Below are 12,776 nucleotides of genomic sequence, written 5' to 3' on the forward strand. Positions count from 1 at the left end.
CTGACCAATAATAAGTGCATCTGATCACAAGTGAAGGAATATGAAAATTATGAAATGGTTGGCGATTAGCCTATTGCCTTTCACTCTGGTTGGGTGTCTTGAAGGGAACAAAAATACCGATCAACTGTGCCAAAGCAATCCGGGTCTTCAGTGTGAACAATTGAACATGAACGATGGGCAATGTCGTGTCGCACGTACCGACCTCATCTGGCATCGATTTGAAGTTCAGAAGCAACCCACCGAAATCAACAAAATTAAAGAATTCGAATTAGTCACTGCCTACAAAAAGTGCCTAGAGCTCGCGGCACAGATCGAAACGATCGATCAATCTAAGCTGCAAGAGCGTCGCTTTACCTCTTTAATGCACAGTATCGAAGAGTCTGAGCGCATTGTTGATGAGCTATCGAAATCTGATACACCGGAAACGCTTTACTTCTTGTGGTCGCAAACTGGGGACACCAATGCCAGACGCAGTTTCCTACAACTAGAAGGCTCTGAAGCGTTAAACACAGCTGAGATGCAATATGCCTTGGCAACCTTCTATACCACCCGCAATCATATAAAGACACTTAAGCTACTCAATAATGCGCTAACGCTTTCTAATGGCTCGGTAGCCAACACTGAAATCTTCAAGTCGATGGCCAGTATCAACCACAGCCTGGGACATATGGAAAAAGCGTACGTTTGGGCAATGGTTGCCAAAGACTTTGACGTGCCGATTGCTTCTGAAGCCGAGCTCACGGTGTTGTACCATTTCGACAAGGCAACCTATAAGAAGCTAAATAAAGACGCAGATAACATCGTCGAAGCGATTGAGGATGGAATTTACAGCCCTTCAATCGTCCCGAGTTACTGATCGCTTCATTTATAGTGTTCTTACTTAAGCTTCTTATTCACCTGCTTTCAAATAAAAACAGCTACCTTTTTGGTAGCTGTTTTTATTTGTACTAGAGTTAAATCTGAAATCTTGGGCGTTTCAGCATTCCTAAATCGACAAATGCGACCTGTAAGGATTAGACAATAGTTACAAGTTATTTCGTACTTTCGTCATTTTTGTTGAAAATTAACGACACTGAATTAACACAGAACCGTTCACCTGTGGTCTTCGGGCCATCTGGAAAAACGTGACCTAAATGGCTATCACAGGCGGTACAACGGATCTCTACACGCTTCATTCCGTGACTTAGATCTTCTATATAGCGTACTGCTTCATCATTCACTGGGGCATCAAAGCTTGGCCAACCACACCCTGAGTCATATTTGTTATCCGACAGAAACAAAGGGCTTTCACAGCATGTGCAGCTATAGACGCCAGTCTTATGGTTGTGCAGTAACTTGCCGCTATATGGGGCTTCAGTACCACGCTCACGACACACTGAAAATTCGTCGTCCGTTAGGCGCTCACGCCAGTATTCATCAGGCTTTATCATATTTCCTTCCTTTTGAATCACGTTAATATCTCTCCACATTCTCAGTTATTATATTTACTTTTTTCTATAAAGGCTTGCATATGAGTCGTTTTGTAGCACATACTTTCTCACCAGGAAACATTGTACATATACACTCATAAGTGAATCATCATTTAGGGGTATTTTACCCAACTGGAAGGGTACAGAGCCACTTGCAATGGTCAATTTTCAAGCACTTACACCCAATTGTTAAGAAAAGCGTCGCTTTTTTTTGACATTAAACAAGTTAAGTCGGATTATCTATTGCAGATGTATACTGGATTCTGTAATTTTACTACCAGTTATCTTTAATCAGAAATTAAGTTGTGGAGCAACTACAATGACTATCAAAGTAGGTATTAACGGTTTTGGCCGTATCGGCCGTTTCGTATTCCGCGCAGCTCAAGAGCGTGCAGACATCGAAGTAGTAGGTATTAACGATCTAATCGACGTAGAGTACATGGCATACATGCTTAAGTACGACTCAACTCACGGCCGTTTCAACGGTACTGTTGAAGTTGAAGGCGGTAACCTAATCGTTAACGGTAAAACTGTACGTGTTACAGCTGAGCGTAACCCAGAAGACCTTAAGTGGGATGCTATCGACGTAGACGTAGTTGCTGAAGCAACTGGTCTTTTCCTAACTGACGAGACTGCACGTAAGCACATCACTGCTGGCGCTAAGAAAGTAGTTCTTACTGGTCCTTCTAAAGATGCAACTCCGATGTTCGTAATGGGCGTTAACCAAGCATCTTACGCTGGTCAAGACATCGTTTCTAACGCTTCTTGTACTACTAACTGTCTTGCACCTATCGCTAAAGTACTTAACGATAAGTGGGGCATTGAGTCTGGTCTTATGACTACAGTTCACGCTACTACAGCAACTCAAAAAACTGTAGATGGCCCTTCTGCTAAAGACTGGCGCGGTGGCCGTGGTGCTTCTCAAAACATCATCCCATCTTCAACTGGTGCTGCTAAAGCTGTAGGCGTTGTTCTTCCAGAACTAAACGGCCTTCTAACTGGTATGGCTTTCCGTGTACCAACTGCTAACGTATCTGTAGTTGACCTAACAGTTAACCTAAAAGAAGCTGCATCTTACGAAGAAATTTGTGCTGCAATGAAAGAAGCTTCTGAAGGCGAAATGGCTGGCGTTCTTGGTTACACTGAAGACCAAGTAGTATCACAAGATTTCATCGGTGAAGTTCAAACTTCAGTATTCGATGCTAAAGCTGGTGTTGCTCTAACTGACAAATTCGTTAAAGTTGTATCTTGGTACGACAACGAAATCGGTTACTCAAACAAAGTTCTAGACCTAATCGCTCACATCTCTAAGTAATTTCTTTTTAGAAATCGCTTTAGATAAGCATTAGCGAAGACTGTTTTGAGCAGACTTTGAAAAAGGCGACCTTAGTGTCGCCTTTTTAATGCCTGCTATCTTTTAAACCGCGTCTGTCTAAGCTCATCAAGATAGCCCAAACGCAAAATTCAATTCTAATACTGACTCTGCTTGTTACTCATGAAAACACAAGCATCACTCTAGTCAGCATTTGAATTCAATTTCCTTAGAAGGATCATGTAATGGATTTATCTACTCTACCTGCACTGACGGTACTTTCTGACAACGTCACTATCGTTGAACACGAAGGTGTAAAACTGGTTCGCGTTATCCACGATAAAGCAAACGCAGCGATTTCACTGTTTGGCGGCCATGTGGTGTCATTCCAACCGCAAGGTCAAGAAGACCTAATTTGGATGAGCCAACAAGCTAAGTTCGATGGTAAAACGGCTCTGCGTGGTGGTATTCCAGTATGTTGGCCTTGGTTTGGCCGCATTGCAGCACCAGCACATGGTTTTGCCCGTTCAAGTGAATGGCAATTGGTTGAACACCGTGAAAGCGAAGCTGGCGTGATTGTTAGCTTAGGTCTGAAGCCAAGCGAAAAGACGCTAGCAGTATGGCCTCATCAGTTTGATGCTCGCTTGAATGTTGAGATCGGCGAACAACTAAAAGTAACGCTGGACGTGAAGAACACTGATTCTCAGCCATGGACTTTCTCTGGTGCACTACACACTTACCTAAACGTTGGCGATATCCACAACACAACCACCACTGGTATGGGTGCTGAGTACATTGATAGCCTGCAAGGTGGCAAGATCTGCCAAGGTGGATCTGAACTGGTACTGACCGACACGATTGACCGCGTTTACACGCAACCAGAAGCGCAAATCTTTGTTGCTGACAAGAAGCTGGATCGCACGCTAACAGTTGAAAACCACGGTCATAACTCTGCAGTACTGTGGAACCCGTGGGCAGAAGGCGCTGCAAGTATGGGCGACATGCAAGACGACGGTTACCTAACCATGCTATGTGTTGAATCAACACTGCACGCACCAAGCCTAGAAGCAGGAAAAACATTACAGCCTAGTGAAAGCCACCAGCTGATTACTGTGATTAGTGCCCAATAACCGTATAAATACAGTTATAAAAAACGATTTTTGAGCGGCTTTATGTCGCTCTTTTACTTTTTGGTTTTAGCTCGTTACACTTGCGCTGTCTATTCTCCTTTAGAGGTCTCCATGACTTACCAATGCCCTTTGTGTCACCAACCTTTATCTCAAAACGATCGTACGTTTAAGTGTGAAAAGAACCATCAGTTCGACCTAGCGAAAGAAGGCTACGTCAATTTGATGCCTGCGCACCACAAACGCTCAAAAGATCCAGGTGACAACAAAGAGATGATGCAGGCACGTCGTCGCTTCCTTGAAGGTAACCACTATGACCCAATGCGCCAAGCGGTGGTGACGTTGTGTTCTCGCTATCTACCAGAAGAGACGCCTAGCCTATTGGATATTGGTTGTGGCGAAGGTTATTACACCAACGAAATTGCTGTGAATCTTCAAGAAAAGAAAGGGGCTACTTTTGGCCTAGACATTTCTAAGATTGCTATCAAATACGCCGCTAAACGCTACCCTGCTGTCGACTTCTCAGTTGCATCAAGCCATCGCCTACCCTTTGCTGAAAACAGCTTAGACGGAATTCTACGCATTTACGCGCCTTGCAAGGCTGAAGAGTTACAACGCACCATCAAAGATAATGGTGTGGTGATCACCGTGACACCAGCTAGCCGACACCTGTATCAACTGCGTGATGCAATTTATGATGGCGTTCGCTTGCACGACGAAGATCCAGAAGTGATCGAAGGTTTTACGCTTGAGCATCAAGAGCAACTAAACTATATGATGGAACTATCGGGGTCAGATGCATTCGACCTGCTACAGATGACGCCGTTTGCTTGGAAGGCGAGTGAAGAGTTTAAACTACAACTCACCGAGGCAGAGCAATTCAACTGTGAAGCTGACTTTATGCTGCGAGTGTACCGCAAACAAATTTAATTGATATTGATTATCGTTTGCATTGAAATCTTATCTTGCCTCCTTTAGTATGCGTGTTCTTCAAGGAGGCATTTCATGCAACGTATTATTCTTATCGGATTAGCTACTCTTCTCACGGCTTGTGCTAGTCAACCTGCAAAAGACACTTCTCAAAAAGTGGCTCAAACGGAATCCGTTTCCACATTCTATGACTACCAGTTCGCTTCTCCACAAGGCGAAACACTTTCTCTCGATGCATTACCCGAGCAGCTGATTGACGCTGATGTGTTTCTAATTGGCGAATGGCACACGCATTCTGCCATTCACCGCTTCCAAACCGACTTCTTAAAAGCGCGCCGCAACGCAACATCAAACATTGCGCTTTCAATGGAACAGTTCACTCGAGAGCACCAAGCCACACTTGACCAATACTTAAACGGCGAAATTGGCGAACAAATTCTCATGTCTCAAGCGGCAGCTTGGCCAAATTACGAAAGTGATTACCGCGCGTTAGTTGAGTTCGCAAAAGCCAACGACGTCGATGTTATTGCGGCAAATGCACCAAAGCCATTCGTGCAGTGTATTGGCCGTAAAGGATTGCCTTACCTAGACCAATTATCGACCGAGCAACGCCAATGGATTGCTGCCGAAGTGGAAACTGGCGATAGCCCTTACAAAGAAAAGTTCATGGCTTCTATGCATCACGGTACGCCAGAGCAAACAGAAAAGCAGTTTGCCGCTCAGGTTACCTGGGACGAAACCATGGCTGAGTCGATTGTGGATTACCTAGCATCAAACCCTGATAAACAAGTGATTCACGTGGCTGGCAAGTTCCACACCGAGGGTGGTTTAGGGACGGCGGCATCAATTCTACGTCGTAACCCTGATTTAAAAATCGCCATCATCAGCCCGGTTGAAGCGATCTCATCGGATAGCGGTGATTATCAGCTTGAAGTGCTTTCGCCGCCGGCTCGCTTTGTAAAAAAAGAGAACCGAATGAAGGCATACAAGCATCTGTCAAAACGTAGCGCTAGCCTAGAGTGTGAGTAGGATCTGTTGATCCACTCTTCTAAGCTAAAGAGTCGATGGGCTAATCCTAGATAATTAGCCCATCGTCACAACTTGATCACGTTCCCGTCATTCATCCTAACTCTATCTAAAATCAAACATTCTTATCGGCACAAGACTTGCTTAGTAAATAGACGATTTAACAAGCAGACGAAAATGTAATGTGCGAATAAAAAAACATCACTATCGATGATTAATTGCACAAGTTTTTCACACCTCTGCCGATACTATATTTAAGGATAGGTAAGGAGAGCTATATGACGCCAGTAGGAACGAGTAATACTCAGCTGTATTCGCCTTCGCAGATGAACGCTAAGAGTTCAGCTAACGAAGCTGAAAAGCCTACACCGCTTAAGGTTGAGCAAAATACGGTTAAGCTTTCTGATGAAGGCAAAGCACTCTTATCTGCCCTAAAAGAAATTGATAAAGAAGCGAAGAAAGTCGAAGCAGAAAACGCGACAGTTACCGATAAAGTTGAGTCATTCGCTCATGGTGCCTTGGGTATGGATCACCCAGATAAGATTGAAGAAGAAGATGATGGTTCTTATTCAGCGGGGCAATACCTGTCCGCAGCGGCAACCGTAGGCGGTATTCTTCTCGCACTCATTTAGCCTTGCCAACCTATCGCATTCTCTAGAATAAAAGCGATTTATCGTTACGACAATAGACCCGATTAGGTCTAAAAAACGAGTTCATTCCATAATTCCGCTCTCATTTTAATGGAATAATACTCGTGAAAAACACTTTTGAGCTTATCGATAAGCCAACCTTTTTTGGTGCTATAGCACTCCTACTCACGATAGTTTTCCCGCTCATTTTGTTCCCTGCACAGGGCGCAGACTGGATTGCGGTTGCGAAAACATTCATGACTGATCAACTCGGATTCCTGTATCTTGCTCTAGGTCTCGCAGCCTGTGCATTTATGGTGTACGTAGTATTCAGTGATATGGGACAAATTAAACTAGGCGAAGCTGATGAAGAGCCTGAGTTTAAAACTGCATCATGGGCTGCCATGCTATTTTGTGGCGGTATCGGTGCAAGTATCTTGTATTGGGGCTGTATTGAGTGGGCTTACTACTACCAATCACCGCCTTTCCAACTAGAACCTGGCAGTGAAGAAGCAGTACGCTGGGCTGCGACCTACGGCCTATTCCACTGGGGACCAATCGCATGGTCTATCTACCTAATCCCGGCAATTCCTATCGCTTACTTCTTCTACGTACGTAAACAACCTGTTCTAAAGATTTCAAGCGCATTAATGCCTGTTCTTGGTGAACACCGTAGTAAAGGCGTACCAGGAAAGATCGTTGATATCCTATTCATTTTCGGTCTATTAGGCGGCGCTGCAACAACATTAGGTTTAGCCGCTCCTCTGATCACTGAAGGTCTAAATCACCTATTTGGTCTACCTAAAAATAACCTAACGCAAGTGATGGTGCTTTTAGTGTGTACTGCGATTTTTGCTTACTCATCTTATGCTGGATTGGAAAAAGGCATCAAGATCCTAAGTAACATCAACTTCTGGGGTGCGATGGGGCTACTGGCTTTCGTTCTGATCGCGGGTCCAACAATCTTCATGTTAGAAACAGGCTTAGACTCAATTGGTCGTCTACTGTCTAACTTCTTCGTGATGGCAACGTGGGCTGAACCATTTGGTGGTTACGGTACATTCGAAAACACTCACTTCCCACAAGACTGGACGATTTTCTACTGGGCATGGTGGCTAGTATTTGCACCGAGTATGGGTCTGTTTGTTGCGCGTATCTCTCGCGGCAGAACCATCAAACAAATGGTGTCAGGGTCGATCTTCTTTGGTTCTCTAGGTTGTTTCCTGTTCTTCATGATCTTAGGTAACTACGGCCTATCACTGCAGCTTTCTGGTGAGCTAGATGTCGTTGCCATTTTGAATGCGGAAGGCGCAACCAAAGCTATCTTCTCGATGCTTGCACAATTGCCAATGAGCACGCTGGTTATCGCTGTATTTACAATGCTGTGTATCATTTTCACGGCAACAACATTTGACTCTATCTCATACATCCTAGCGTCTGTTGTACAAAACAACGTGACCGAAGAGCCAATGCGCTGGAACCGTATGTTCTGGGCATTTACTCTGTCGTTCTTACCAACGATTCTAATGTTCTTAGGCGGTCTAAGTACGCTACAAACGGCGGCGATTGTTGGTGGCTTACCACTGCTTGCTATCTCTGTGATGCTGATGATTTCAGCGGTTCGTGCGACTAACCTCGACCTACGCCATCAAGATGCGTATATCGAGCCAACGATCAACATCGAAGAACTGCCAGACATGGACCCTTGGTCTGCTGAAGGTATGGCGTTGGCTCAGTTTGAGAAAGAAAGAGATGCAGCACAAGAAGCCGCAGAACTTGAGCGTGTTGCTTACACAGAACTTGCCGCAGTGAAGAAAGAAATTCGCGCTTATGTGTTAGAACAAGGTTCACAAATGGAAACTCACGAGTTACCAGAGAACCTACAACAAGCACTTGAGCAGGCCGAGAGTAATCTTAGTGCCGCACAAGCGAAAAAGATCGAGTTATCTGAGCAAGCTCAGAATGCTCGTATCACGTTCAATCAGGTGGTTGCAGACTTACCGCTTGCTTGACATTAGCCATGACACAGTCCATTGATTTGGACCCTCCTAAATACGACAAAGGCTCACAGAAATGTGAGCCTTTTTTTATTCGGGTGATTGACTAGTCTTCGTTAACTAGCGGTTCGGGTGGTTCAAGATGTGATCTTCCCAATCGACAACATCGATTTCGTATACCACTTTGTTACGAACGCTTTCACCTGCTGCATGCATCTCTGTTTTTGATCCGGTGATCAACGGGTGCCATTCAGGAATCGGCTTAGATTCTGATAAAAGGCGGTAAGCACAAGTGTCTGGTAGCCAGTGAAACTCATCGATCTTGTCACGAGTCAGCTTCAAACACTCTTCACCTGAAGTGAAGCGGTTCGGGTAATCTTTACACGAACATGTTTTGTCGTTTAACCAGCTACACGCCACATTGGTGTAGTAAACTTCATCGCTATCTTCATCCATTAGTTTATGTAGGCAGCACTTACCACAACCGTCGCAAAGTGATTCCCACTCATTCTCGGTCATCTGTTCTAGTGTCTTTTCTTGCCAAAATGGATTCGTCATAGGATTACTTCTTACTCTTTTACTGGGGTGCGTGTTATACCGCTAGCCCATAAAAAGTTCAAGGATAATAATTGTTCATTCTTTGATTCAATCAACAGCTGTCACTCTCATCATTTTTTGCTACTATCGCGCACCCTGTTATTTAGTGAGTTTAATTTGATGGAATGTCGCCTAGGTTGTGGAGCATGCTGTATCGCTCCAAGTATTACATCTGCTATTCCTGGAATGCCTAATGGTAAGCCTGCTGGGGTACGCTGCATCCAATTAAATGAGCAAGATCTCTGCAAATTATTTGGTCAACCTTCACGCCCGAAGGTATGTCACCAATTCAAAGCTTGCCCTGTCATTTGTGGTAAAACCGACCAAGAAGCCCTTGATAACCTGATCGAGTTAGAAGCTATTACCTAAGCGTATTAGCCCTTTTCTATATCCCAGCAATTTCTTTTCCTACTCATACTTTGCTTTAGGTTATAGGTGCTTATGAGGCCTCAATAGTCTTTCAAACAATACTGACTACCTCGCTATGAGTAATAACCGTTTCAGGAAACTCTCGGCGAAATAAAGCCATCGATAAGACATCACAGATCAATGAGGCCTTTATTCTCGTACCCATAAACCAACCAATAACTTGCCTTGAATAAAGGTCAATAATGGCAACTAATTATAGCCAATATTTGTTTGTAGCTACGTCGGTGATATCTCCTGCCCATTTTTAAATTAGCAGTCGTTGCACTGAAGACCTGAGCGAGCAAGGCCGTAACTACGGGTATTCAGTTCAGGTCAAGAAGTGGACAATATCTTATAAACTTGAAGTACTATGTGTATATCATCAGGTAGCGTTTTTATTTACTTTGTTGTCAGCCAATATATTGGATAATATGGCAATAATACATTATGGAAGGAAAATGTGATGAGTAAAAAAATGACCATGGCGGAGATTTCAAGACAGCTTGGAATTTCAACAATGACCGTGTCACGTTACTTTAATGACGGTTATGTCTCAGCTGAAAATCGCCTTAAAATTGATGCTATCGTCAAAGAAAATCATTATACCCCTAATATATTTGCTCGTTCCATTCGTAGCCAATCTAATATTATTGGTTTCGTTGCTCCTCGCATTGAGTCATATACAACCAGTTTAGTAATCAAAGGGGCGCTGGCGGCTGCCAATGAATCACAAGTACGAATGCTTTTTCATGCCTCAGGGTTTAACCATGAGTCAGAATGCCAAGCTGTGAGAGAGTTTAATGGCTTAAATGCATTGGGCACTATTATTATTGCTTCAAAGCACAGTGTCGAAGAGACGTTTTATCAAACCTTAGACAATGTGTTATTTATTGGTAAAAACACCCCCCACCATTGCTGTTTATATTACCCTGACCATGCTGCAATTAAAGCACTCGTTTCCCAAACCATCACTCAGTTAAAACAACAGCAGGCACCGCTGGCAGCCGTACATTATATTTATGATGAGCGTATGCTTTCCAGCCGTACTAAGTTGATGCAAGCCACCATTACTGACACCGTCCCTGAGTTGAATTTTTCACTACAAGCTCTAGCCAACTCGGAGGACAAAGCCGGCTACCAGGCAATTCAATTACAGCCTAATCATGTCTACTTTTGTGCCACCGATAATATTGCGATTCGTTTATATCGTCGCGCCAAAGAACAGCAACTCAAGATTGGTCATAACTTATGGATTGTAGGCATGGGTGACTATGACTACAGCGATTTGTTAGTCCCAAGCCTGACTACTGTCGCTTTTAACTACTATCAAGTGGGCTACCAAGCTGTCAAAAAATTGCTCAAGCGCGATTTCAGTTCCGTTGAAGGCACATTCGACATAAGAATGAGAGAAAGTTCACAGTTTCTCTGAAATTGTATTGAGTCCAAATAGGTTCCATTTAACACTATGTGTTAACGATAACACACATAGTATAACCGATGACACTCGCTAATAATCTACACTCAAAACCACTCGCGTGGTGGAAGAAAGCAACTGCCTACCAAATTTATCCCCGTAGTTTTTATGATACAAACCAGGACGGTATTGGTGACATCAATGGGATCATTGCTAAGCTAGATTATCTTGCTGATTTGGGCATTGATTTAATATGGATCTGCCCATTCTACGCATCACCGAATGATGATAACGGTTACGATATCAGTGACTATCAAGCGATTCATCCTGACTTTGGAACCCTTGAGGATGTGGATAAATTAATCACTGCTGCTCATGAACGTGGCATTCGCATTATTATGGATTTAGTGATAAACCACACTAGCGATGAGCATCCATGGTTCATCGAATCGCGAGATAACAAAGATAGCCCTAAGCGTGATTGGTATATTTGGCGTGATGGTTGTGAGCCTACAGCTGAAAAGCCGACTTGCGAACCAAATAACTGGGAAAGTATTTTTCATGGTAGTGCATGGGAATATGATGACAAAACTGCACAATATTATTTGCACCTATTTTCTAAAAAACAGCCAGATCTTAATTGGGAAAACCCTGAAGTTAAACAAGCACTATTTAAAATGATTCATTGGTGGTTGGAACGAGGTATTGATGGTTTCCGTGTCGATGCAATTAGCCATATTCAAAAACAAGCTGGTTTACCCTCTTTACCCAATCCAAAGGGTGAAAACTATGTCTCTTCATTCGATTATCATATGAATGTGGCAGGGATTGAAAAACATCTGTATGAGTTAAAAGAGCAGGCGTTTTCGCCTTTTGATATCGTGACCGTTGGTGAGGCCAATGGGGTGACGGCCGACAACGCATTGCCTTGGGTTGCTGAAGCGACCGAGCACGATCAAGGTGGTGTTTTTAACATGATTTTTCAGTTTGAACACATGAAGCTATGGTCGGAAGAACAAAGCAACGAGAATTTCGATCTCGTGGCGTTCAAACGCATTTTATCGCGTTGGCAAGATGCCTTAGAAGGTAAAGGCTGGAATGCGCTTTATTTAGAAAACCACGATCAAGCTCGTAGTATTGATACTTTTGCCGATCCTAACTCTAGGTATGCCAGTGCTACCGCGTTAGCGAGTTGTTATTTCTTGATGAAAGGAACTCCATTTATTTATCAGGGCCAAGAGATTGGTATGGTAAATCATCAGTTTACTTCTCTTGACGAATTTAACGATGTGTCTGCGAGAAATTTAATTCAAAAGCTATCGCAACAAGGTCAGAGCGATGCCGATATCTTAGCCTTGTTAAATCAAGTATCCCGCGACCACAGTCGCTTGCCAATGCAATGGAATGACCAGGATTTTGCCGGTTTTTCTGAGGTGCAACCTTGGTTCTCGGTGAATCAACAGTATGCAGATATCAATGTTGAGCAACAACAGCAAGATCCAAATTCGATCTTAGGTTTCTATAAGCAGTTGATTGCTTTGCGCAAGTCACATGAAAGCTTAGTGGTTGGCCGTTATCAATTACTGCTAGCTAACGATCCTAATATCTATGTTTATCAACGTGTTGCTCAAGATATGACATGGACCATTATTACCAATTTAAGTCCACAAGAGAGCGTTGTTGATATCGACTGCACACAATTAGGCGAGTTAATGCTTGATAATCAGAATATTAACAATGAACACGTTCGCTCAGATTTTATAACAACGCAAATAGCCCCCGCTTATGCCGCGTATATATTTGCAAGAAAGCACTAAATTATATTTATGGCTAGGCGCTGATAACGTTAGCCTGTATTTAAATCAAG

12 protein-coding genes and 1 pseudogene are annotated in these 12,776 nt (G+C 43.4%); 10 read left to right on the top strand and 3 right to left on the bottom strand.

The window, feature by feature from the left end:
- The first annotated feature begins 49 nt into the window (after positions 1 to 49).
- Positions 50 to 856 carry a DUF2989 domain-containing protein gene (locus tag AB4161_RS17070; RefSeq protein ID WP_017059380.1) on the top strand — a complete coding sequence of 269 codons (807 nt, stop codon included), beginning with the start codon at positions 50 to 52 and terminating at the stop codon, positions 854 to 856.
- 175 nt (positions 857 to 1,031) lie between these two features.
- On the opposite strand, the gene msrB is transcribed toward AB4161_RS17070, so the two are convergent.
- Positions 1,032 to 1,469, bottom strand: coding sequence for a peptide-methionine (R)-S-oxide reductase MsrB (gene msrB, locus AB4161_RS17075; RefSeq protein WP_136981678.1), 438 nt, complete (start codon positions 1,467 to 1,469; stop codon positions 1,032 to 1,034).
- A 319-nt stretch (positions 1,470 to 1,788) separates the two neighbouring features.
- On the opposite strand from msrB, the gene gap reads away from it, so the two are divergent.
- The 6 genes from gap (at position 1,789) to AB4161_RS17105 (ending at position 8,505) form a co-directional block, all read left to right on the top strand.
- Positions 1,789 to 2,784, top strand: coding sequence for a type I glyceraldehyde-3-phosphate dehydrogenase (gene gap / locus AB4161_RS17080; protein WP_017059382.1), 996 nt, complete (start codon positions 1,789 to 1,791; stop codon positions 2,782 to 2,784).
- Positions 2,785 to 3,026: 242 nt separating this feature from the next.
- Entirely contained in the window at positions 3,027 to 3,911 is an 885-nt protein-coding gene (locus tag AB4161_RS17085) for a D-hexose-6-phosphate mutarotase (protein ID WP_372083696.1), read from the top strand.
- A 111-nt stretch (positions 3,912 to 4,022) separates the two neighbouring features.
- On the top strand, positions 4,023 to 4,838 hold the full coding sequence (rlmA, locus tag AB4161_RS17090) for a 23S rRNA (guanine(745)-N(1))-methyltransferase (protein WP_017059384.1): 816 nt from the start codon (positions 4,023 to 4,025) through the stop codon (positions 4,836 to 4,838).
- A 75-nt stretch (positions 4,839 to 4,913) separates the two neighbouring features.
- Positions 4,914 to 5,867 carry a ChaN family lipoprotein gene (locus AB4161_RS17095; RefSeq protein ID WP_136981676.1) on the top strand — a complete coding sequence of 318 codons (954 nt, stop codon included), beginning with the start codon at positions 4,914 to 4,916 and terminating at the stop codon, positions 5,865 to 5,867.
- A 275-nt stretch (positions 5,868 to 6,142) separates the two neighbouring features.
- Positions 6,143 to 6,496 carry a hypothetical protein gene (locus tag AB4161_RS17100; RefSeq protein ID WP_017070749.1) on the top strand — a complete coding sequence of 118 codons (354 nt, stop codon included), beginning with the start codon at positions 6,143 to 6,145 and terminating at the stop codon, positions 6,494 to 6,496.
- Positions 6,497 to 6,618: 122 nt separating this feature from the next.
- On the top strand, positions 6,619 to 8,505 hold the full coding sequence (locus AB4161_RS17105; protein ID WP_017063436.1) for a BCCT family transporter: 1,887 nt from the start codon (positions 6,619 to 6,621) through the stop codon (positions 8,503 to 8,505).
- A 105-nt stretch (positions 8,506 to 8,610) separates the two neighbouring features.
- Here the strand turns inward: AB4161_RS17105 and AB4161_RS17110 are convergent, their stop codons facing one another.
- Complete coding sequence (locus AB4161_RS17110) at positions 8,611 to 9,048, bottom strand: YcgN family cysteine cluster protein (protein WP_017059388.1); 438 nt, start codon at positions 9,046 to 9,048, stop codon at positions 8,611 to 8,613.
- 159 nt (positions 9,049 to 9,207) lie between these two features.
- On the opposite strand from AB4161_RS17110, the gene AB4161_RS17115 reads away from it, so the two are divergent.
- Entirely contained in the window at positions 9,208 to 9,456 is a 249-nt protein-coding gene (locus tag AB4161_RS17115; RefSeq protein ID WP_017059389.1) for a YkgJ family cysteine cluster protein, read from the top strand.
- A 20-nt stretch (positions 9,457 to 9,476) separates the two neighbouring features.
- Here the strand turns inward: AB4161_RS17115 and AB4161_RS17120 are convergent.
- Positions 9,477 to 9,818, bottom strand: a pseudogene (locus tag AB4161_RS17120) (DDE-type integrase/transposase/recombinase); the annotation flags it as partial.
- A gap of 140 nt (positions 9,819 to 9,958) precedes the next feature.
- Here AB4161_RS17120 and AB4161_RS17125 point away from each other — a divergent pair.
- Together AB4161_RS17125 and AB4161_RS17130 are read left to right on the top strand one after the other, a co-directional pair.
- Positions 9,959 to 10,924, top strand: coding sequence for a LacI family DNA-binding transcriptional regulator (locus tag AB4161_RS17125; RefSeq protein WP_017070321.1), 966 nt, complete (start codon positions 9,959 to 9,961; stop codon positions 10,922 to 10,924).
- A gap of 68 nt (positions 10,925 to 10,992) precedes the next feature.
- Positions 10,993 to 12,726, top strand: a complete 1,734-nt coding sequence (locus AB4161_RS17130; RefSeq protein WP_102320046.1) for an alpha-glucosidase — start codon at positions 10,993 to 10,995, stop codon at positions 12,724 to 12,726.
- Positions 12,727 to 12,776: the final 50 nt, after the last annotated feature.

Origin of the sequence: Vibrio sp. 10N.286.51.E5 (genome assembly GCF_041469125.1) — a bacterium.
GTDB lineage: Bacteria > Pseudomonadota > Gammaproteobacteria > Enterobacterales > Vibrionaceae > Vibrio > Vibrio crassostreae_C.

What these genes read in the sequence shown, in the direction of transcription:
- AB4161_RS17110 (WP_017059388.1), bottom strand. Translation starts at nt 9,048, where the DNA reads ATGACGAATCCATTTTGGCAAGAAAAGACACTAGAACAGATGACCGAG.
- AB4161_RS17100 (WP_017070749.1), top strand. Translation starts at nt 6,143, where the DNA reads ATGACGCCAGTAGGAACGAGTAATACTCAGCTGTATTCGCCTTCGCAG.
- gap (WP_017059382.1), top strand. Translation starts at nt 1,789, where the DNA reads ATGACTATCAAAGTAGGTATTAACGGTTTTGGCCGTATCGGCCGTTTC.
- AB4161_RS17085 (WP_372083696.1), top strand. Translation starts at nt 3,027, where the DNA reads ATGGATTTATCTACTCTACCTGCACTGACGGTACTTTCTGACAACGTC.
- AB4161_RS17115 (WP_017059389.1), top strand. Translation starts at nt 9,208, where the DNA reads ATGGAATGTCGCCTAGGTTGTGGAGCATGCTGTATCGCTCCAAGTATT.
- AB4161_RS17125 (WP_017070321.1), top strand. Translation starts at nt 9,959, where the DNA reads ATGAGTAAAAAAATGACCATGGCGGAGATTTCAAGACAGCTTGGAATT.
- rlmA (WP_017059384.1), top strand. Translation starts at nt 4,023, where the DNA reads ATGACTTACCAATGCCCTTTGTGTCACCAACCTTTATCTCAAAACGAT.
- AB4161_RS17130 (WP_102320046.1), top strand. Translation starts at nt 10,993, where the DNA reads ATGACACTCGCTAATAATCTACACTCAAAACCACTCGCGTGGTGGAAG.
- msrB (WP_136981678.1), bottom strand. Translation starts at nt 1,469, where the DNA reads ATGTGGAGAGATATTAACGTGATTCAAAAGGAAGGAAATATGATAAAG.
- AB4161_RS17070 (WP_017059380.1), top strand. Translation starts at nt 50, where the DNA reads ATGAAATGGTTGGCGATTAGCCTATTGCCTTTCACTCTGGTTGGGTGT.
- AB4161_RS17095 (WP_136981676.1), top strand. Translation starts at nt 4,914, where the DNA reads ATGCAACGTATTATTCTTATCGGATTAGCTACTCTTCTCACGGCTTGT.